The organism is Empedobacter sp. GD03739 (assembly GCF_029843245.1).
GTDB classification, from domain to species: Bacteria; Bacteroidota; Bacteroidia; order Flavobacteriales; family Weeksellaceae; genus Empedobacter; species Empedobacter falsenii_B.
In genome coordinates, this window is sequence record NZ_JAOCHX010000018.1 from 40,096 (window position 1) to 59,993 (window position 19,898).

Genomic DNA, 19,898 nt, shown 5'->3' on the forward strand with positions numbered 1-19,898 from the left:
TAATAGGCTATATTTGCAGTCCAATTGAGAGATTAAATAAAAGTTAATTTCGCAATAAAAATGGTGATTGTAGCTCAGTTGGTTAGAGCGCCGGATTGTGGTTCCGGAGGTCGTGGGTTCGAGACCCATCATTCACCCTAAAACTTTAGAATTAGTTTCAAAAGAAATTCAAACCAAATGGTGATTGTAGCTCAGTTGGTTAGAGCGCCGGATTGTGGTTCCGGAGGTCGTGGGTTCGAGACCCATCATTCACCCTAAAAACTTTAGAATTAGTTTCAAAAAAAATTCAAACCAAATGGTGATTGTAGCTCAGTTGGTTAGAGCGCCGGATTGTGGTTCCGGAGGTCGTGGGTTCGAGACCCATCATTCACCCACATTAAATCTCAATTTCAATAGAAGTTGAGATTTTTTTATTGAATTAATATCAAAACTTGGGAGCAATGCAAAAATTTGTGATAATCTGAATAAGAAAAAAGCTCTATCTCTAACTTCTTACAATTGCATTCTAAAGCTTTTTAATTTTTGGATTAGGAGTCAGGATTCTTGGTTATTTTAAATTATATTTTTATGGATAAAAAAAATAAGAATGATTTTTAGTTTGATTCTTCGTTGTAAATTTACCAAAACATTCAAAATGAAAAAATCATCAATATTCTTAGGAATGATTGCTTTTGCTGGAGTTTTAAGCTCTTGTTCAACTCAAAAAACAGCAGCAGAATCAACTCAAACCTCAATAGAAATGACAAAAGATTACGCTTTTCAATATTATGCTCAAGTTCCATTAACAACAGATATTTCGCATTTAACAAAAAACGAAAAAGAGATTTTACGTTTGATGTTCAAAACGGCAGATATTATGGACGATTTATTTTGGCAACAAGCTTATGGTGCTAAAATAGATTTGATGGACGAAACGAAAGGTGAAGCCAAAGAATATGCAAAAATAAACTACGGTCCTTGGGATAGATTGAATAACGAAACGCCTTTTATAAACGGTATTGGAGCAAAACCTGCTGGTGCAACTTTCTATCCAATTGATATGACGAAAGAGGAATTTGAACAAGCAAATATCAAAGATGGTAAATCTCCTTACTCAATTATTCGTCGTAATCGTGAAGGAAAATTATATTCGATTCCATACCACGAAAATTTCAAAAATCAATTATCAAAAGCCGCTGAATATTTAACAAAAGCATCAGAATTAGCAGAAGATGCTGGGCTTAAAAAATATTTAAAATTACGTGCTGCAGCTTTGATAAGCGATGATTTTTATGCAAGTGATTTGGCTTGGATGGATATGAAAAATGCAAATATTGATATGGTGGTTGGTCCGATTGAAAATTACGAAGATCAATTGTTTGGATATAAAACTTCATATTCTGCATATATTTTAGTAAAAGATATTGAATGGTCGAAAAAATTGGCAAAATTCGTTCAATATTTACCAGAATTACAGAAGAATTTACCTGTTTCTGCAAATTACAAAAAAGAAATTCCTGGAACTGATTCGGATCTTAATGCGTATGATGTGGTGTATTATGCGGGAGATTGTAACGCTGCTGGAAAAACAATTGCGATTAATTTACCAAATGATGAAAAAGTTCAACTAGAAAAAGGAACGCGCCGTTTGCAATTAAAAAATGCTATGAAAGCGAAATTTGATAAAATTCTTGCCCCAATTGCAACTGCTTTGATTGATGAAAGCCAACAGAAAAACATCAAATTTGATGCATTCTTTTCTAATGTGATGTTTCACGAAGTGGCGCATGGTTTAGGAATCAAAAATACAGTAAATGAAAAAGGTTCTGTCCGCGATGCTTTAAAAGAAGCTAATTCAGCTTTAGAAGAAGGAAAAGCTGATATTCTTGGTTTGTATATGGTGAATCAATTGTTGAAAAAAGGTGAATTGACAGGAACACAAGAAGATTATTTTGTGACTTTCTTGGCTGGAATCTTACGTTCAGTTCGTTTTGGAGCAAGTTCTGCACACGGACAAGCAAACATGATTGCGTTTAACTATTTTGCTGAAAATGGAGCTTTCGAAAAAACTACAAATGGACGTTACAGAGTAAATGTAGCTAAAATGGAAAAAGCAATGAATGGTTTATCAGAATTAATTTTGACACTTCAAGGAAATGGAGATTATGATGGTGTAAAAAAATTATATGCTGATAAAGGAATTATTCACGACGATTTACAAAAAGATTTAGATGTCTTGAAAACAAAAAACATTCCAGTTGATGTTGTTTTTGAACAAGGTCCAAAAATGTTGGGATTGTAAAAATAGATTCAATAAAAAAGCTTTCTCAAAATTGAGAAAGCTTTTTTGTTATTCATATAATTTCGTAGCAAAATCCTTCATCGGATTTCTAACTTTTTTCATTGGCGCTAGCCAATCTTCACTGTCTCTGTATCCCAAAGGAAGCATTAAAACGCTTCGCATTCCTTTTTCTTTCAAATCAAGCAAATCATCCAATTCAGCATTATCAAAACCTTCCATTGGCGTACTATCAATTTTCAATTCTGCTGCTTGAGCAAGAGCAAAACCTAATCCAATGTATGCTTGACGAGCTGTATGTGCAAAATTTTCTTCAGAAGTTTGAGGCAAATAAATTCCTTTCAATTTATCTGTATACGAACCAAAACGACCTCTTGGCAAATCTCTCTCATCCGTTGTATAATCGTAAATTGCATCAATACGATCTTCTGTATAACGATCCCAAGCTACAAAAACCAATAAATGCGAACAATCTACAATCGCTTGCTGATCATAGGCAATTGGAACAATTTTTTGTTGCAATTCTTTATTTTTAATAACTAAAATTCTGAACTGTTGCAAACCTGATGAAGTTGGTGCTAAACGAGCTGCTTCAACAATTTTTTTAACGTCTTCTTCTTCAACAATTAAAGACGGATCATATTTTTTTGTAGCGTAACGCCATTTCAAATCATCTATTAAAGACATAATTACTTATTTAAAATCTTTCTAAAAATACATCAAAAAAGTAATCGATCGACCAAAAAATATGCTAAAATTTATGTTATTTATCTTGTTTCCATTCCAAAAAATAACTTCCTGTTGCATTCGTAGAATTCCAACGAACTTGATAATCACCTTTTGCTAAATCAACTGTAAAATTTTCTTCTTTCGAATTTGTAAGTTGACGATTAAACACAACTTCATTATTTTGATCGACAATTTCAAAAATCATTTCGCCTTCTAATTTAATATTCGAATGAAAATTAGCAGTTAAACTTTTCGAAACATTTAGCTTGATATAACTCGTTCCAGAAGCATCTTCAAACTTCGCTTTTGTCCAATTATCACCATTCGAATTCGACCATTTCGAATCCCCCACTCCTTTGTCAAAAAAAGTTCCTTGCGATTTGATATTTGGATTATCCACTTTTCTATAAAAATTATTCGAATCAACATCTGCATTAACTTTTACTGTAATACATGATTGTAACGAAATCATTGCGATAATAAGTGCTATTTTTTTCATATTAGTTTCTCTTTTACTAAATAGATGCAGCATTTTGAAAAAAGTTACAGCAAACAAATATTTTTAAATCATTTTTGATATGCGTAACTTTCGCAAAATATTCTGATGAACGATACTACAGCTCAATTTTTGCAAGAAAACTTTACTCAAAAAGCAATTGAAAGTTTAACTCAACTTTCAGGAGGAGGTTCAGCTCGAGTATATTCGAGATTTTTTGATCAAAATCAGTCGTATATTTTGGCTGAAAGCTCTAATATTGAAGAAAATAAAGTATTTATTCAGTTCTCTTTAGATTTAAAAAAAGTCATCAATAATATTCCAGAAATTGTTTCAGTTTCAGAAGATTTTGCAACCTATGTTCAAACAGATTTAGGAGACGAAACACTGATGAATATTGTCTTGAATGATTTCGAAAAAGCAAAACCTTATTATTTTAAGACATTAGAAAAATTAGCAATTGCTCAAATTCAAGGTGCAACTAAAATCGATTTTAATCATACTTTTTCGTATCCAAAATTAGATAAAACATTAATTTTAAGAGATTTATTTCAGTTTAATTTTTACTTTTTAGATGTCTTAGGAATTGATTACAATGCAGGAAAATTAATCAAAGATTTTGATCGTTTTGCGTCTCAATTTGATAAACTTTCGCCACAAGGTTTTGTGTTCAGAGATTTCCAAACGCGCAACATTATGATTCATCAAAACGAACCTTATTTTATCGATTATCAAGGCGGTTTATATGGACCTGTTGTCTATGATTTGGTTTCGTTAATTTGGCAAGCAAAAGCCAATTTACCATTTGAATTTAAAAAAGAATTATACGAATTTTATTACCAAGAATTAACCAAACAAATTCCAACTTTAGTTCCAATAGATTTTCGTCAATCGTACGAATATTGTGTAGTTGCTCGACTTTTACAAGTTTTAGGAACCTATGGTTTGAGAGGAATTATTGAACGTAAAAAACACTTTTTAGAAAGTATTTCGTTTGGGCTTAAAAACTTAGAATCAATAATCGATTATCCTATATTACAAAATTATCCAGAATTAAAACATATTATAAAAATCCTTGTTCTTCCAGAAACGTTAGAACGCATAAATCATAAAATAAATGGCTAAATTAAACATCAACGTTCGTAGTTTTTCGTATAAAAAAGGAATTCCAACCGATCCAACTGGAAATGGTGGTGGTTTCGTTTTTGATTGTCGTGGAATTCTAAATCCAGGTCGAATTCAGGCATATAAAACACAAACAGGGCGCGACGAAGAGGTTAAAAAATACTTGGAAACAGAAACTAAAATTGCAGTTTTTTTAGAAGGTGTTTTTCAAATTATTGACATTTCGATCGAAGATTATTTGCAACGAGGTTTCGAGAATTTAGAAATTAATTTTGGTTGCACAGGCGGACAACATCGATCAGTTTATTCTGCTGATGCGACTGCAAAACATATTCAAGAGAAATTTCCAGAAGCGCAAGTTACGTTACATCATATTGTGCAAGAAGAAAAAAATTGGATAAACGAGGCGTATTAATATGAAAGCAATGATTTTTGCAGCGGGTCTTGGGACTCGTTTAAAACCATTTACTGACAACCATCCCAAAGCTTTAGCAGTTGTAAATGGAAAACCTCTTTTGCAACGAAATATAGAATATTTGAAATCTTTCGGAATTAATGAAATCGTGATTAACGTGCATCATTTTGCAGATCAAATCATTGAGTTTTTAGAAGATAATAATTATTTCGGAATTGAAATTACTATTTCAGATGAAACAGATCAAGTTCTTGAAACTGGTGGTGGTTTGGTTAAAGCAAAAGCTAATTTCGAGGAAGATTTTTTGGTGATGAATGTGGACATTTTAACAGATCTAAATCTTGCTAAATTTATCAAAGCACATCAAGAAAACAAAGCGTTAGTAACGTTGGCAGTTTCGGATAGAAATTCATCTCGTAAACTATTTTTCAATGAACAAAATGAATTAAAAGGTTGGCGAAATCTGAAAACTGAAGAAGAAATAAAAGCTGTAGATTCCTTAGACAATTGCAAAGATTTGGCTTTTAGCGGAATTCATGTTATTTCTCCTGCTCTATTTGATAAAATTACGGAGAAAGGTAAGTTTTCGATCATGAAAGTCTATATGGATTTAATGCAAACTGAATCAATTCTTGGTTTTGACCATTCTGGCGGAATTTTAATCGATGTTGGTCGACCAGAAAGCGTAACAGAAGCTGAAAACTTTTTTAAATAAATCAAAAACTCAATTCGATGAATTGAGTTTTTTTATGCAAAAAGTTTATATATCTTAGACCGAATGAAATACATCAATTATTTTATCTATTTAACTATTCTTGTAGTGATAATTCTCGCTTCAATACTTTACTTTTCTTTCAAAAATAAAGTTGGAAAGATTCAGCTAAAGTAAATTACAATAAAAGTTTAGATTTAATCAGAAATAATTATAAAAATCAAGATGCTTATGATGAAGTATTTTTAGAAATTTATGATACAGAAATTCAGGATAAATTGAAGGAATTGTAAATGTAATTACTCAAAAAAAATCAATAAAACTCTCCATCTACATAAAACCATTTGCCATTCTCTTGCACAAATGTAGAAAGTTCGTCATGTTCGTAGATCTCACCTTGTTTGTCTTGGTAATAAGCTCTAAATCGAACTTTATTAGCTTTTGCAAAAACAATTTCTAACTTCAACCATTTATTCGATTTTGCCCAATCTTCGATATCGCTAAAATCATTATCTTTTTGTGTAGAAGAATGTGTTGTATCAACTAAATATTCAGGCAAAACCATTGCAAAAGCAGCATAACGAGAACGCATCAACTCTTCGGTAGTTTTTGGCAATTCTTTATTCAAATGAAAAAGTTCGCAACAAGTTGCATATTCTTTTCCAGAACAACAAGGACAATTCATTTTATTCATATTTTTTGCAAAGATACTATTTACTTGTCTTTGTGGTAATGATAATGATCTTGAATCACCACTTGAATAAAATCAATATTTCCTAAACCATCACTTTTCACCTCCATTATTTCCTCTAGTTTTCGCGTTAATTTTAATAAAATATCATAATTATTATTGTGCAATGCAGACGTAAAATTCTCTTTTACAATATTAATATCACGATCAGACAAGCGATAAACTTCAGGAAAACGAATTTTATAAGTTTCAGAAACTTCAGCAAAAATGGTTTGTGATAAATCTAATTTCGGATTCAAATCAATCAAACATGTATTTGCCACAATATCGCCTAAACGTTGACCATTTTTATTAATAATCATTGTAATCAACGCGATAAGTCCAGTAAATAAAAATAATTCTACAATTCCAATCACCCAACGTAAGAAATAATCGAAATTATTGGCACGGTTTCCATCCATTCTTATTACACGAATCTTCATGATCCATTTTCCAACAGTTTGCCCTTTCATCAAAATCTCTAAAATCAATGGATAAAGTAAAAATATAAAACCTATTATACTATAAATTCCCATTCGAAACCATTCGTCTCTATTCGGAATAAACTCCGAAAAATAAGACATGCCGTAAACTAATACGATCCGGATAATCATATCAATAATATAAGCAAGTAAACGTTTTCCGAGTGGCGCAATATTATAAGCAATTTGCACGTTTTGTGGTGTATTGACTAAAAGTTTATTCATATATTTGGTTCACTAACAACTACTCTACTATGAGAGAAGCGCATTTTATTGATAAAAATAAGGCGAAATGGTCTGATATTGAACATAATTTGAAAAATAAAATTGATGTTCATCCAGATATTTTAGCAAAAAACTACATCGAAATTACAAATGATTTAGCGTTTGCTCAAACTTATTACCCAAAAAGTAAGACAAAAGATTATTTGAACGAGTTAGCTTTATTTGCGCATCAGTCAATTTACAAAGATCAACGAACTTCTGGGAATCAATTTGTGCAATTTTTCAAAGAAGATGTGCCAAATGTAGTCTACAAAAATCACAAAATGTTGTTGTATTCATTCTTAATTTTTGCCTTAGCGGTTTTAATTGGCGTTTTATCATCGCATTTCGATCCAGATTTTACACGATTAATTTTAGGAAATCAATATGTAGACGAAACGTTAATGAACATCAAAAAAGGTGATCCTGCAGCAATTTACAAATCAGGAAGTCAGACTGGTTCTACATTAGCTATAACCATCAACAATATTCGTGTTGCTTTTTTTGCTTTTACATTAGGATTATTTTTCAGTATTGGATCAGGATATATTCTATTTTCGAACGGAATTATGTTAGGTGCATTTCATTATATGTTTTTCAAAGAAGGCTTTTTGGGAAAGGCAATGTCAGCAATTTGGATGCATGGAACAATCGAAATTTCGGTGATTATTATTGCTGGAGCTTGCGGATTAATGCTTGGAAATGGCTTTATGTTTCCAAAAACTTTATCGCGAAAAAAATCACTCACAATCAAAGCAAAAGAAGCGGTAATGATTTTATTAAGCACTGTTCCAATGTTTATTATAGCTGGATTTATCGAAGGTTTTATTACGCGTTTATATGATGTTAATATTGTATTGAGTTTATTGGTAATAATCCTTTCATTAATCTTAATTATTTGGTATTACATCATTTATCCGATTCAAAAAAATAGACAAAAAACTTTTTCGTTCAATCAAACTTTAGAATCGAATGAAACAATTTAGACTATTTTTTACATTTACATTATTATTAATTCAATTCGTTGTTTTTGCACAAGAAAAAACAGCAGAATTTAAAGCATTCAAAGAAAAATATGCTGGAAAAGAATTTGATTATAATGATGTTCCAAAACCTAAAAAAGAATTCGAACCTGGCTTTTTCTCAAAAATAATCGAAGGTATTTTTAGATTTCTCTCTTATTTACCTTGGGAAATCATTTTCTATTTTGTAATTGGATTATTCTTAATTTTTCTTGCCACACGTATTTACAAAAATGGTGGAATTCTTAAACGAAATTCGAAAAAATTATATGACGAATCTGATTTTGATTTTATCGAAGAAAATTTAGCCGAAGTTAATTTGAATTCATTAATCAATAAAGCAGAAACAGAACAAAATTTTGCTTTAGCAATTCGTTATTTGCATTATCAAAATCTACAAAATTTAGATAAAAAAGGTTGGATTGAATGGGATCCGAAGAAAACAAATCAACAATTTATCAATCAAATAAAAGACGAAAAATCAAAGATTTTATTCAATCAAAATACTAAAATTTTCAATCAAGTTTGGTTTGGAGAATTTAAAATTGATGAAAATAAATACCACGAATTCAAGACAAATTTCAATCAGTTTAACCAATATTTAGCCTCATGAAAAAGAAATTAGGTATTCTATTAGGCGCTATTTTATTGATCGGAATTTTTATATTTTCTTTCTCAAAACTTCGTTATAAGCTTCCTAAATCATGGAATGTAAGCCTTTATCAAAATAGTAAAGATCCGTACGGATTATTTATTATGCACGAAGAACTTGGGAAGTTATCTAATGGGAAAATGAAAGATTTGGAAAAACTTTCTGAATTAAAAATTGATCCTAAAAAAGCAAAAGATTATGCAGTTGTTGTGCTCGGTTCTGAAATTTATTTTGATACAGTTTCTAAAAATTTATTGAGCAAAATTGCCGAAAATGGTGGAATTGTGATGATTGCAGATTATTATGACAATTTTGGTGATGACACAAATGGAAAAGAAGATATTAACGAAGAAACGTATTCTACAGATACGCCAACAACTGATTCTACGGAATCTGAAGAGAATATCTTGTACAATCAGACAATAAATATTAATGATCATTTTGAGCTTAGAACAAATAAATTGTTCAAAATAAAGAAGAAAAAAGAAATCGAACATCATTATTTTAGCGACATCACAAGTGATTCTGAAATTCTTGGAACAATTACTTATAAAGATAAGGCTTACCCAAATTATTTAAAAATCAAACCAAAAAATTATAAAGGTTATTATTTATATCACGCAGAACCGATTTATTTTACCAATTATTATTTGTTAAATGAAGACAGTTATTTCTATGCTAAATCAGTTTTAGAACCACTGAAAGGGAAAACTATTTTTTGGTACAATACCTCGAAAACTTATGCAGGAAGTTCATCAATGATGCGTTTCATAATGAGCGAACCAGCTCTAAAAGCTGCTTGGATTACGTTATTGGTTTTACTTTTCTTCTTTTTAATTTTTAGAAGCAAACGCGAACAACGCATCATTCCAATTTATACCAAAGAAGAAAATCATACCGTCGAATTTGCTAAGACAATTTCCTCTTTATACCAAGAAAATGGCGAAGTAAAAGACATTGTTTCAAAGAAAATCGATTATTTTTTATACAAATTGAGAAAAACATTTTTAATCGAAACAGACGATATTACAAACAAACAATTCATTGAAATTGTTGCACAAAAAGCAAATTTGAGCCAAGAAGAATGTCTTGAAAAATTCACGATTCTGAAAAATATTTATCAAAAAAATCAACCAAATGAACACGATTTGAAAATTGTGTATCAAATCATCGAAAACTATAAACAAAAAGCAAATATCTAATGAGCGAAAATACATATCAACCATTCGAAAATAGAGTCGATTTTTCGGATGTACAACATAAAATGCAAACTGTAAAAAATGAATTGAAAAAGGTAATTGTCGGACAAGATGATATTATCGATCAATTAATTTTGGCTTTGCTTTCTAACGGACATTCTCTGATAGAAGGTTTGCCTGGAGTTGCCAAAACAATGATGGCAAAATTGTTGGCAAAAACGATAGATTCTGGTTTTAGTAGAATTCAGTTTACGCCAGATTTAATGCCTTCTGATGTGATTGGAACGTCTATTTTAAATTCTAAAATCAATGAATTTGAGTTCAAAAAAGGACCAATTTTTTCGAATATTATTTTAATTGATGAGATTAACCGTTCGCCTGCAAAAACTCAAGCGGCTTTATTCGAATCGATGTCAGAAAGACAAGTAACAGTTGATGGAACAACTTATCCTTTGCAAGCTCCTTTTTTGGTTTTTGCAACTCAAAATCCAATTGAACAAGAAGGAACATATCGCTTACCTGAAGCGCAATTGGATCGTTTTATGTTTAAGATTTATGTCAAATATCCTTCGTTAGAAAGTGAAATTGAATTATTGAAAGAACAACAAGAACGCAAGAATATTGACAAAGAAACGTTGGTAGAAAAAGTAATTTCAGGAAATGAAATTATTGAGTTCCAAGATCGCATAAAATCAGTTTTCGTACACGAAGCGTTGATTACGTATATTGCGACAATTGTTCATCAAACCAGAATCGATCAAACCTTGTATATGGGTGCATCGCCACGTGCTTCTATCGCGATTTTAGATGCTGCAAAATCAAATGCAGCGGTGAATGGACGCGATTTTGTGATTCCAGAAGATATCAAGCAAATTGCGCATACAATTTTGGGACACCGCGTTGTGATGGTTCCTGAAAAAGAGATGGAAGGTTTTACAACACAACATATTATTCAGCAAATTATTGATCGCGTAGAAATTCCTCGTTAATGAAATTTTTCAGAAGCTTATTTCTTACCAATCGCTTTTTTTATGCGGGATTATTCATTGCATTTTGTTATGTGATTGCATTTTTTCTATCTCCTATTTACATTATTGCAAAGATTTTGACACTTGTCTTTATCGTCAGTGTTATTGTCGAAATATTTTTGGTTTATATTCCTAAAACTTCCATTGAAGTTCTTCGAAATTATCCAGAACGACTTTCAAATGGTGATGAAAATGAATTGGAACTTTTCGTAACAAATCATTATCAATTCCCTCTAAATGTAAGGATTATAGAAGAGTTTCCTGTTCAATTACAATTAAGAGATTTTCAGTTTAGAAAACGATTTAAAAGTAGTCAAAATACTAAATTTGATTTCAAAATTCGACCAACAGAACGAGGTTCATATAAATTTGGATTAACAAATGTATTTATTTCTGTTTTTGGATTGATTGAGAAAAAGATCAAAATAAACGAACCAATTTCGATTGCTTGTTATCCTTCTTATTTGCAATTAAAACAGTTTCAATTATATTCTACCGCTCAGTTACAGAATCAATTTGGAATGAAAAGGATTCGAAAAATTGGAACAAATACAGAATTTGAAAATATAAAAAATTATACGATTGGTGACGAATATCGTTTAATCAATTGGAAAGCAACGGCAAAAGCAAATCGACTGATGGTCAATCAATTTCAGGAAGAAAAATCGCAGCCTGTTTATTCGTTAATTGACTTAGGGAGAACGATGCGAATGCCTTTTGATGGTTTAAAATTGTTGGATTATTCAATCAATTCTAGCTTAGTTGTCGCAAATATTTCACTTCAAAAAAATGAAAAAGCAGGTTTAATAACATTTAATAAAAGAATTCAAGATCACGTTGTTGCGGATAGAAAAAATCATCAAATGCAATTGATTTTGGAGAAATTATACAATGTACAAACTGATTTTTTGGAAAGTGATTTTGGACAATTGTATGCCTATATCAAACGAAAATTAACGCAACGATCGCTTTTATTTATTTATACCAATTTTGAAACAATTGATGGTTTGGAACGTCAATTACCTTATCTAAAATTGATTAAAAAATCGCATGTTGTCGTTTTGATTCTATTTAAAAATTCGGAATTGAAAAAACTTAATCATCAGAAAGCAAAGACTACTACTGATATTTACGATCAAACAATTGCCGAAAAGTTTAATTACGACAAAGAATTAATCATAAATCGTTTGCATCAATTTGGGATTTTAACCATTTATTGCGAACCACAAGAATTGTCTATTAACTTAATCAATAAATATTTAGAGATAAAAGCGCGAGGTTTATTTTAAAAAAAGATTTATTTAACCAATTATTTAGAAAAAAAAGCACAATTATTGCTTAAAGTTGGTCAATTTAATCTGAACAACCCATGAAAAAACTATTTCAGATCTTTTGTTTAATATTAACAACAGGTCTTTTTGCGCAAACAAATTTTATCAAAAATAAAACATCTTCTACAAAGCGCGTAATCCTTTTGGACGCTGGACACGGAGGAACAGATACTGGTGTAAAAAAAGATGAATTTCAGGAAAAAGATATTGCGCTGAAAATTGCAGAAATTATTCAACAAAAAAATCCTTTTACAGATGTTGACTTTGTATTATTGAGAAAAGGTGACGAACAAATCATCAATACAAGTCGTGCGAAAATGATTAATGAAATAAAACCTGATTTGGTTTTATCAATCCACGCAAATTATAATGTAAAAGATTCGAAAAAAGGAACAGAAATTCACCTTTCTCCATTGAATCCTACTTTCGAAGAATGTAAAATACTTGGCGAAAAAATTGGAACAAGTATAAGTTCTTTAGGTTTTGAAAACTTAGGAATTGTTGAAACAAATTCGAAAATATTACGAGATTCACAAGTTCCAATTATTATGATTGAAATCGGTTATTTGACAAATGACGATGACCGAAAAATATTAACAAACGAAAGTAATTACCCTAAAATAGCAGATAAAATTTTTGAAGCATTGAAGAATTAGACATAAAAAAATCTCAGAGTATTTTGCTCTGAGATTTTTTGTTTTTTCTCTATTTTCCATCCAATTCTTGTTCTTGATGAAAGGCAATTTGACCAAAATCATCTTGTATATTTTGATAATAAACTTTTGCTTGTAAATAATCTTTGAATCCATAACTTAACTCGAAATTATACACAAAAGCTGGTTGCATAAAAGGATTTCCTTCTGTGTAAGAAATAGGATTACTATACCATTTATTTGGATTTAATTCCCAAAAAGCTGGTCGTTGAATTCTTCGCCCAAAATTAAAATTGAACGAATGATCTTCTGTTGACTGATATTGAATATAAAACTTTGAAAAGTGCTTTTCATAAAAATCAATTAGCAGAAAAAATTGTACAATTTTTAGAAAATTATCAATCAATATAAAACGAAAAAAAGGACTTCAATTGAAGTCCTTTTCTATATTTATTTGCAAATTGTATTAATCACAATTTCCGTCTACATCACAAGAAGCACCATTTTGTGGTTGGTCCAAATGATCTTTTTCGTAAGCTTGTGTCAAAGCAGAAACGAAATACTCGACTGGTTGAGCACCAGAAAGTGCATATTTACGGTCAATTACGAAAAACGGAACGCCAGAAACACCAATATTACGTGCATCTAAAATATCCGAAGCAACTTCAAAAACATTTGCATCAGAATTTAGCATTTCGAGAACTTCGGTTTTGTTCAAACCAATTTCTTCACCCAATTCAGCCAAAACTTCATAATCAGCTACATTTTTACCTTCAGTAAAATACGCTTTAAAAAGTCTTTCTTCTGCTTCCGAACCTTTTCCATTCGCTTGCGCAAAATGAATCAATCGATGAGCATCTCCTGTATTGACAACTTTAGAATTTTGTTGTTGAAAATCAATTCCAACAGCTTTTCCCATTTCAGCCAATTGATTATTCATTGCCGAAACTTGTTCTTCCGAAATTCCTTTTGCTTCGATCAAATAATCATTCACAGAAGTAATTTCAGTTTTTGATAAATCAGGATTTAACTGAAAACTTTTCCATTCAACCTGTATTTTATCTTGATAAGGAATTTGCGTTAGAGCTTGTTCAAAATGTTTTTTTCCGATGTAACAGAACGGACACATTACATCCGACCAGATTTCAATTTTCATATGGAAATTTTTGGTGTAAAAGTTTGTAAAAATACGCTTTTTATTTGAATGGATTCGGTTATTTTTCGGTTAATTTAATCTTGAAAAATTATTAACAAAATCTTGAAAAATAATCGTGCTAAATTGAGTTTTAAATTTGTTTAAGACAAGGTTTAAATTACCTTTGCAGTGAACCAAGAAAAGATGATTAGTTTCATTTTTATTCCAAAACAAATAACGAACAAACAATATGTCAACACACGTAGTAGTCGGTCTTCAATGGGGTGACGAGGGAAAAGGAAAAATTACAGATGTATTAGCCGAAAAATCGGATTATGTTGTACGCTACCAAGGTGGTAACAACGCTGGTCATACGGTATATGTAGGCGATGATAAATTTGTCTTACACTTATTACCTTCTGGAGTTTTACAATGCAAAGGAAAATGTATTATTGCGAATGGTGTCGTAGTAAATCCTGAAGCTTTTTTTGCAGAAACTGAACAATTAGAAGCAAAAGGTTTATCTACAGATCACGTTTTTATCTCGAGAAGAGCGCATATCATCATGCCTTATCACATTTTGTTAGACGAATATCGTGAAGAATTTGCAGGAAAAGATAGTCAAATTGGTACAACAAAACGCGGAATTGGTCCTTGTTATGAGGATAAAGTAGCTCGTGTTGGTATTCGTGCAATTGATTTATTAAATCCTGAAGTTTTAGCAGAAAAAATCAAAGAAAATTTAGTGGTTAAAAATGCTTTATTCGAAAAATTATTCAATAAAGAACCATTAAAATTCGAAGACATTTACGAAAAATATTTAGCTTATGGTGAGCGTTTGAAAGAACGTATCTTAGATTCTGAGTTAGAAATTAACCACGCAATTGACGAAGGTAAAAATGTATTATTCGAAGGTGCTCAAGCATTAATGTTAGACATCGATTTTGGTACATATCCATTCGTTACATCATCTTCTCCAACAACAGGTGGAGTTTGTGTTGGTGCTGGAGTTCCTCCTACAAAATTGAAAAATTTGATTGGAGTTTCGAAAGCATATTGTACACGCGTTGGTAACGGTCCTTTCCCAACAGAATTGGACAACGAATTAGGAGAACAAATTCGTCAAGTTGGTCACGAATTCGGAGCGTCAACAGGTCGTCCACGCCGCACAGGTTGGTTAGATTTAGTTGCATTGAAACACGCTTGTATGATTAATGGAATTACACATTTAGTAATTACTAAATTAGATGTAATGTCGAATATTGATACAGTAAAAGTTTGTACAGGTTACAAAACAGAAGACGGAAAAATCATTGATTATTTTACTTCTTCTACAACTAAATTAGCTGATTACGAAGCGCAATACGACGAATTACCAGGATGGAAAGAAGATATTACGAACGTAAAATCTTTTGATGAGTTACCGAAGACAGCGCAAGACTACATCCACTATATTGAGAAATACTTAGGAATCGAAGTTTATTTAGTTTCGGTTGGACCAGAGCGTTCTCAAAACATTATTAGAACAACTTTATTTTAATAAATTAAATAGTATAGCCTGACTTTTTTGTTGGGCTATAACTTTATGAGATATTTTTATGAACGAAATTTTAGAACGATTAAAACAATTGAATTTAGGTATAGATTCTATCGTCCCAATAAAAGGTGGTGATATTAACGATGCTTTTCGATTAGAATCGTTTGATAAAAAATATTTTTTAAAGGTAAATTCCGCAAACAACTTTCCTCATCTTTTCAAGAAAGAAGCACGTGCTTTAGAAACCATCAAAAAGACCAAAACATTTTCGGTTCCGAAAGTGGTAAATGTTGGCGAAGCTGGAAAAGATTTTCAATATTTATTATTAGAATGGATGGAAACCTCTACTCCAACTGTTGTAAATTGGGAAAACTTAGGAAAAAATTTAGCAAAACTTCATCAAAATACTAGTAAACAATTTGGTTGGTCAGAAGATAATTACATTGCAATTGTCGTTCAACCAAATAGTTTAACAGATTCTTGGAGCGAATTTTATGCAAAAAATCGCATCATGCCAATGATGAAACTATTGCAAAACAAACAATTAATCAATTCAAAACAAATAAAATCTGCAGAGAATTTATGTAAACAATTGAATTCGATATTTCCAGAAGAAAAACCTGCTTTATTGCACGGAGATTTTTGGAATGGAAATATTTTAGCCAATAAAAAAGGCGAATTCTCGGTTATAGATCCTGCAATTTATTATGGTCATCGCGAAATGGATTTGGCTATTGCAAAGCTTTTCGGAGGATTTGATGATGTATTTTTTGATGCTTATCACGAAAATAATCCTTTAGCACCAAATTTCGAAGAGCGTTTACCGATTGCACAATTATTTCCATTGCTGATACACGCTTACCTTTTCGAAGGTTATTATGTGAAAGATGTGCAAACCATTTTGAAAAAATTTTAAAAAACAAAACAAACAAATACAATGAACAAGTATCAAAATCCTTTAGAATCGAGATATTGTAGCGACGAAATGCTATATATCTTTTCTCCTGAGAAAAAATTTACAACATGGAGACAGCTATGGATTGCTTTGGCAGAAATTGAAAAGGAACTTGGATTAGATATTACAGACGAACAAATTCAAGAGTTAAAAGATAACGCAACAAATATTGATTATGATGTTGCTGCGGCTTACGAAAAGAAATTTCGTCATGATGTAATGGCTCACGTGCACACGTACGGAGATGTTGCACCAAGCGCAAAAGCGATTATTCACTTAGGTGCAACTTCAGCTTTTGTTGGCGATAACACAGATTTGATTCAGATTCGTGATGGATTTCAACATGTAAAAGGACAATTAATCAATGTGATTGATGGTTTAGCGAAATTTGCGCGTCAATACAAAGATTTGCCAACTTTAGGATTTACGCATTTCCAACCAGCACAATTAACAACTGTTGGAAAACGTGCAACACTTTGGTTACAATCTGTTTTATTAGATTTAGAAGAATTAGAATTCAGAATAGATACGTTACGTTTTCGCGGTGTAAAAGGAACAACTGGAACAGCGGCTTCTTTCAAAGAGTTATTTGATGGAGATTACCAAAAAGTAAAAACATTAGACAAAAAATTATCTGAACGTTTCGGATTCAAAAATGTTTTTGCAGTTTCAGGACAAACGTACGATCGTAAAATAGATGCACAAGCATTAGAATTATTATCAAACATTGCACAATCTGCACATAAATTTACAAACGACTTACGTTTATTACAAAATTTAAAAGAGATTGAAGAACCTTTCGAAAAAAATCAAATTGGATCTTCTGCAATGGCATACAAACGCAATCCTATGCGTTCAGAACGTATCGCTTCATTAGCGAAATACGTGATGTCTTTGGCAACTTCTCCTGCAATGGTTGCTTCTACACAATGGTTCGAAAGAACATTAGACGATTCTGCCAACAAACGCTTAGCAGTACCTCAAGCATTTTTAGCGATTGATGCAATTTTAATCATTTGGAACAATATTTTAGATGGTTTAGTCGTTTATCCTAAAATCATCGAGAAACATATCGCGGAAGAATTACCATTTATGGCAACCGAATATATTATTATGGAAGGTGTTAAAAATGGTGGAGATCGTCAAGAATTACACGAAATTATCCGTACACATTCTATGGAAGCTGCAAAACAAGTGAAAATGGAAGGAAAATCTAACGATTTAATTGAACGTATCATTGCCGATGATAATGTGAAAATTGATAAAGAAAAATTAGTCGAATTATTAGATCCGAAAAACTTTACAGGATTTGCTTCTGAACAAACAGAAGAATTCTTAAAAGATTTGGTTGATCCAATTATCGAAGAAAATAAAACACTTTTAGGCGCTCATACAGACCTTAAAGTGTAAACACGCTTAAGACAAACACATGAAACAAAAAAAGACTTCCGAATTGGAAGTCTTTTTTTAATTTTAACCTTTAATCAATTATAACCAATGAGAAAATTCTTTCTGTTTTTTGCACTTATTTGTTCTTTTCACGTAGTTGGACAAATCAAATATATCACGAACAAAGAATTTATTGTACAAGGAAAAGCCTTTGATAATACACCTTTTTACCATAGAATCGATACCAACAAATACGCAAATCTTCCTGAAAAAGTAAAAGGTTTGTTTACTGCTCCCGCTGGATTATATGTTACATTCAAATCGAATACTTCACAAATAAAACTGGATTGGACAACTCGTTCTACTTATTTGGGCGCGAATACAACTGGAATTATGGCGCGTGGGTTGGACTTGTATATCAAAGAAAACGGAAAGTGGATTTTTGCAGGTGCAGCTTTACCAAATCAACAAAATATCAAAAGTGAATATGATATCGTCAAGAATTTATCAAAGGCAGAAAAGGAATTCATGCTTTATTTGCCACTTTGGAACGAAATTACAGATTTAAAAATAGGAATTGATGCTTCTGCTAGTTTTATCAATCAACCGATTGCGTATAAAAAGAAAGTAGTAGTTTATGGTTCAAGCATTGTGCAAGGTGCTTCGGCAAGTCGTCCTGGAATGAATTATCCATCAATTTTAACACGAAAAACAGGTTATGAATTCATTAATCTTGGTTTGAGTGGAAATGCAAAAATTGAAATTGAATTAGCTGAAATGATCAAAGATATTCAAGGGGTTGATTTGTTTATCTTGGATTGTGTTCCGAATAGTTCGCCCGAAGAAATCAAAAGTAGAACAATTCCGTTCGTCAAATTACTCCGAAAATATCATCCAAAGACGCCAATCTTGATGGTAGAAAGCTTGATTCGACCAATGAGTAAATTTGATTTAACAGCTCACGAAGATATGACAAGACAAAATCAAACCTATCGCGCCCAATACGATGCATTGATAAAAGATGGTATAAAAGATTTGTATTTATTGAAAGGTGATAATTTAATCGGTTCGGATAACGAAGGATCTACAGACGGAATTCATCCAAATGATTTAGGTTTTAGCAGATTATCAGAAGCTATTGAGAAAAAAGTAAATGAGATTTTGAGTAAGAAATAATTCAATACTTTATACCAACTTTTCTCAAAATAAAACCTAACAACCAAATAGGTCCAACCAACAAAAATTGTAAATCTTTGAGAAAACTTGGCTTTTTCCCTTCTATTTTGTGACCTACAAATTGTAAAATCCACGTGATAATAAATACTACCAGATAAACTAACCAAGATTTTGAACCGAATTGAAGATTGCACAACGAAATAAAATATTCCATAATCAACATCAAAAAAATCATAATGAAACCAACGACAACCGATAATCTAAAATAAAATATTGAAACAATAACCAATGCAATGATTGAAGCTATACTGATATAACCAAAGTTCTGAACATACAAATGCAGCGTTGGAATGTAGGAAATAAACCCAAGAATCGTCCAAAAGATTAATGGAACACATATCCAATGAATGGTTTTGTTTGTTCCATTTTGATGACTTTCTCCATATTCACTAAAAAGTTGTTCTATTTTTCTCATATTGGATGATTTTAACTTAAATATAGGTTGAATTTGAATAAATTATAAAATCTAATCGTTAAAATATTTTAATACCTTTAATTATTTCCACCACAAAAACTGATTATACCAAAAA

Annotated in this window: 21 protein-coding genes and 3 tRNA genes; 17 read left to right on the forward strand and 7 right to left on the reverse strand. The window is 31.2% G+C overall.

The window, feature by feature from the left end:
• Positions 1-62 precede the first annotated feature (62 nt).
• The 4 genes from N5E64_RS07700 (at position 63) to N5E64_RS07715 (ending at position 2,281) form a co-directional block, all read left to right on the forward strand.
• Positions 63-138, forward strand: a tRNA-His gene (locus tag N5E64_RS07700).
• 41 nt (positions 139-179) lie between these two features.
• A tRNA-His gene (locus N5E64_RS07705) sits at positions 180-255 on the forward strand.
• 42 nt (positions 256-297) lie between these two features.
• Positions 298-373, forward strand: a tRNA-His gene (locus N5E64_RS07710).
• Positions 374-634: 261 nt separating this feature from the next.
• Entirely contained in the window at positions 635-2,281 is a 1,647-nt protein-coding gene (locus N5E64_RS07715; protein WP_125349098.1) for a dipeptidyl-peptidase 3 family protein, read from the forward strand.
• Between the two features lie 48 nt (positions 2,282-2,329).
• Here the strand turns inward: N5E64_RS07715 and N5E64_RS07720 are convergent, their stop codons facing one another.
• Entirely contained in the window at positions 2,330-2,965 is a 636-nt protein-coding gene (locus tag N5E64_RS07720; RefSeq protein WP_114999737.1) for an NAD(P)H-dependent oxidoreductase, read from the reverse strand.
• A gap of 76 nt (positions 2,966-3,041) precedes the next feature.
• Positions 3,042-3,506 carry a hypothetical protein gene (locus N5E64_RS07725; RefSeq protein ID WP_147279970.1) on the reverse strand — a complete coding sequence of 155 codons (465 nt, stop codon included), beginning with the start codon at positions 3,504-3,506 and terminating at the stop codon, positions 3,042-3,044.
• A gap of 105 nt (positions 3,507-3,611) precedes the next feature.
• On the opposite strand from N5E64_RS07725, the gene N5E64_RS07730 reads away from it, so the two are divergent.
• The 3 genes from N5E64_RS07730 to N5E64_RS07740 are packed head-to-tail and all read left to right on the forward strand — an operon-like array spanning position 3,612 to position 5,758.
• The gene (locus tag N5E64_RS07730; protein ID WP_219034690.1) at positions 3,612-4,628 is read left to right on the forward strand and encodes an aminoglycoside phosphotransferase family protein; all 1,017 of its coding nucleotides are present in this window, start codon (positions 3,612-3,614) and stop codon (positions 4,626-4,628) included.
• Positions 4,621-5,043, forward strand: a complete 423-nt coding sequence (locus N5E64_RS07735; protein ID WP_280036842.1) for an RNase adapter RapZ — start codon at positions 4,621-4,623, stop codon at positions 5,041-5,043. The genes N5E64_RS07730 and N5E64_RS07735 overlap by 8 nt, the downstream gene beginning before the upstream one ends.
• 1 nt (position 5,044) lies before the next feature.
• Entirely contained in the window at positions 5,045-5,758 is a 714-nt protein-coding gene (locus N5E64_RS07740; RefSeq protein ID WP_280036843.1) for a nucleotidyltransferase family protein, read from the forward strand.
• A 310-nt stretch (positions 5,759-6,068) separates the two neighbouring features.
• On the opposite strand, the gene N5E64_RS07745 is transcribed toward N5E64_RS07740, so the two are convergent.
• Both N5E64_RS07745 and N5E64_RS07750 read right to left on the reverse strand, forming a co-directional pair.
• Entirely contained in the window at positions 6,069-6,449 is a 381-nt protein-coding gene (locus tag N5E64_RS07745) for a YchJ family protein (RefSeq protein ID WP_280036844.1), read from the reverse strand.
• A gap of 20 nt (positions 6,450-6,469) precedes the next feature.
• A complete protein-coding gene (locus N5E64_RS07750; RefSeq protein WP_114999751.1) occupies positions 6,470-7,192 on the reverse strand; it encodes an RDD family protein in 723 nt (240 codons plus the stop codon).
• 29 nt (positions 7,193-7,221) lie between these two features.
• Between N5E64_RS07750 and N5E64_RS07755 the strand changes: the two genes are divergently transcribed.
• The 6 genes from N5E64_RS07755 (at position 7,222) to N5E64_RS07780 (ending at position 13,119) form a co-directional block, all read left to right on the forward strand.
• Positions 7,222-8,217: a stage II sporulation protein M gene (locus N5E64_RS07755; RefSeq protein ID WP_280036846.1), complete on the forward strand. Its 996-nt coding sequence runs from the start codon at positions 7,222-7,224 to the stop codon at positions 8,215-8,217.
• Positions 8,204-8,866 carry a hypothetical protein gene (locus tag N5E64_RS07760; RefSeq protein ID WP_280036848.1) on the forward strand — a complete coding sequence of 221 codons (663 nt, stop codon included), beginning with the start codon at positions 8,204-8,206 and terminating at the stop codon, positions 8,864-8,866. Before N5E64_RS07755 ends, N5E64_RS07760 begins: the two co-directional genes overlap by 14 nt.
• Positions 8,863-10,107, forward strand: coding sequence for a hypothetical protein (locus tag N5E64_RS07765; protein WP_280036850.1), 1,245 nt, complete (start codon positions 8,863-8,865; stop codon positions 10,105-10,107). The genes N5E64_RS07760 and N5E64_RS07765 overlap by 4 nt, the downstream gene beginning before the upstream one ends.
• Positions 10,107-11,093, forward strand: a complete 987-nt coding sequence (locus N5E64_RS07770; protein ID WP_219034683.1) for a MoxR family ATPase — start codon at positions 10,107-10,109, stop codon at positions 11,091-11,093. Before N5E64_RS07765 ends, N5E64_RS07770 begins: the two co-directional genes overlap by 1 nt.
• Positions 11,093-12,421, forward strand: a complete 1,329-nt coding sequence (locus N5E64_RS07775) for a DUF58 domain-containing protein (protein WP_219034682.1) — start codon at positions 11,093-11,095, stop codon at positions 12,419-12,421. The genes N5E64_RS07770 and N5E64_RS07775 overlap by 1 nt, the downstream gene beginning before the upstream one ends.
• A gap of 80 nt (positions 12,422-12,501) precedes the next feature.
• A complete protein-coding gene (locus N5E64_RS07780) occupies positions 12,502-13,119 on the forward strand; it encodes an N-acetylmuramoyl-L-alanine amidase (protein WP_280036852.1) in 618 nt (205 codons plus the stop codon).
• Positions 13,120-13,168: 49 nt separating this feature from the next.
• Here the strand turns inward: N5E64_RS07780 and N5E64_RS07785 are convergent, their stop codons facing one another.
• Both N5E64_RS07785 and N5E64_RS07790 read right to left on the reverse strand, forming a co-directional pair.
• Complete coding sequence (locus N5E64_RS07785) at positions 13,169-13,522, reverse strand: TonB-dependent receptor domain-containing protein (RefSeq protein WP_280036853.1); 354 nt, start codon at positions 13,520-13,522, stop codon at positions 13,169-13,171.
• A 60-nt stretch (positions 13,523-13,582) separates the two neighbouring features.
• Positions 13,583-14,272, reverse strand: a complete 690-nt coding sequence (locus N5E64_RS07790) for a DsbA family oxidoreductase (protein WP_125349082.1) — start codon at positions 14,270-14,272, stop codon at positions 13,583-13,585.
• Between the two features lie 229 nt (positions 14,273-14,501).
• Between N5E64_RS07790 and N5E64_RS07795 the strand changes: the two genes are divergently transcribed.
• The 4 genes from N5E64_RS07795 (at position 14,502) to N5E64_RS07810 (ending at position 19,308) form a co-directional block, all read left to right on the forward strand.
• Positions 14,502-15,791 (forward strand): adenylosuccinate synthase, encoded by a 1,290-nt coding sequence (locus N5E64_RS07795; protein WP_280036855.1) that lies wholly within the window; start codon positions 14,502-14,504, stop codon positions 15,789-15,791.
• A gap of 58 nt (positions 15,792-15,849) precedes the next feature.
• The gene (locus tag N5E64_RS07800; RefSeq protein WP_280036857.1) at positions 15,850-16,704 is read left to right on the forward strand and encodes a fructosamine kinase family protein; all 855 of its coding nucleotides are present in this window, start codon (positions 15,850-15,852) and stop codon (positions 16,702-16,704) included.
• A 21-nt stretch (positions 16,705-16,725) separates the two neighbouring features.
• A complete protein-coding gene (gene purB / locus N5E64_RS07805) occupies positions 16,726-18,153 on the forward strand; it encodes an adenylosuccinate lyase (RefSeq protein WP_280036858.1) in 1,428 nt (475 codons plus the stop codon).
• A gap of 87 nt (positions 18,154-18,240) precedes the next feature.
• Positions 18,241-19,308: an SGNH/GDSL hydrolase family protein gene (locus tag N5E64_RS07810; RefSeq protein WP_280036859.1), complete on the forward strand. Its 1,068-nt coding sequence runs from the start codon at positions 18,241-18,243 to the stop codon at positions 19,306-19,308.
• A gap of 1 nt (position 19,309) precedes the next feature.
• Here the strand turns inward: N5E64_RS07810 and N5E64_RS07815 are convergent, their stop codons facing one another.
• The gene (locus tag N5E64_RS07815) at positions 19,310-19,783 is read right to left on the reverse strand and encodes a DUF962 domain-containing protein (protein ID WP_114999882.1); all 474 of its coding nucleotides are present in this window, start codon (positions 19,781-19,783) and stop codon (positions 19,310-19,312) included.
• Positions 19,784-19,898 lie beyond the last annotated feature (115 nt).

Excerpts from the sequence above, each read along its gene's own strand:
- N5E64_RS07765 (WP_280036850.1), top strand. The coding sequence starts at position 8,863 with ATGAAAAAGAAATTAGGTATTCTATTAGGCGCTATTTTATTGATCGGA.
- N5E64_RS07730 (WP_219034690.1), top strand. The coding sequence starts at position 3,612 with ATGAACGATACTACAGCTCAATTTTTGCAAGAAAACTTTACTCAAAAA.
- N5E64_RS07770 (WP_219034683.1), top strand. The coding sequence starts at position 10,107 with ATGAGCGAAAATACATATCAACCATTCGAAAATAGAGTCGATTTTTCG.
- N5E64_RS07755 (WP_280036846.1), top strand. The coding sequence starts at position 7,222 with ATGAGAGAAGCGCATTTTATTGATAAAAATAAGGCGAAATGGTCTGAT.
- N5E64_RS07795 (WP_280036855.1), top strand. The coding sequence starts at position 14,502 with ATGTCAACACACGTAGTAGTCGGTCTTCAATGGGGTGACGAGGGAAAA.
- N5E64_RS07810 (WP_280036859.1), top strand. The coding sequence starts at position 18,241 with ATGAGAAAATTCTTTCTGTTTTTTGCACTTATTTGTTCTTTTCACGTA.
- N5E64_RS07760 (WP_280036848.1), top strand. The coding sequence starts at position 8,204 with ATGAAACAATTTAGACTATTTTTTACATTTACATTATTATTAATTCAA.
- purB (WP_280036858.1), top strand. The coding sequence starts at position 16,726 with ATGAACAAGTATCAAAATCCTTTAGAATCGAGATATTGTAGCGACGAA.
- N5E64_RS07735 (WP_280036842.1), top strand. The coding sequence starts at position 4,621 with ATGGCTAAATTAAACATCAACGTTCGTAGTTTTTCGTATAAAAAAGGA.
- N5E64_RS07775 (WP_219034682.1), top strand. The coding sequence starts at position 11,093 with ATGAAATTTTTCAGAAGCTTATTTCTTACCAATCGCTTTTTTTATGCG.
- N5E64_RS07790 (WP_125349082.1), bottom strand. The coding sequence starts at position 14,272 with ATGAAAATTGAAATCTGGTCGGATGTAATGTGTCCGTTCTGTTACATC.
- N5E64_RS07750 (WP_114999751.1), bottom strand. The coding sequence starts at position 7,192 with ATGAATAAACTTTTAGTCAATACACCACAAAACGTGCAAATTGCTTAT.
- N5E64_RS07800 (WP_280036857.1), top strand. The coding sequence starts at position 15,850 with ATGAACGAAATTTTAGAACGATTAAAACAATTGAATTTAGGTATAGAT.
- N5E64_RS07815 (WP_114999882.1), bottom strand. The coding sequence starts at position 19,783 with ATGAGAAAAATAGAACAACTTTTTAGTGAATATGGAGAAAGTCATCAA.
- N5E64_RS07720 (WP_114999737.1), bottom strand. The coding sequence starts at position 2,965 with ATGTCTTTAATAGATGATTTGAAATGGCGTTACGCTACAAAAAAATAT.
- N5E64_RS07715 (WP_125349098.1), top strand. The coding sequence starts at position 635 with ATGAAAAAATCATCAATATTCTTAGGAATGATTGCTTTTGCTGGAGTT.
- N5E64_RS07780 (WP_280036852.1), top strand. The coding sequence starts at position 12,502 with ATGAAAAAACTATTTCAGATCTTTTGTTTAATATTAACAACAGGTCTT.
- N5E64_RS07745 (WP_280036844.1), bottom strand. The coding sequence starts at position 6,449 with ATGAATAAAATGAATTGTCCTTGTTGTTCTGGAAAAGAATATGCAACT.
- N5E64_RS07725 (WP_147279970.1), bottom strand. The coding sequence starts at position 3,506 with ATGAAAAAAATAGCACTTATTATCGCAATGATTTCGTTACAATCATGT.
- N5E64_RS07740 (WP_280036843.1), top strand. The coding sequence starts at position 5,045 with ATGAAAGCAATGATTTTTGCAGCGGGTCTTGGGACTCGTTTAAAACCA.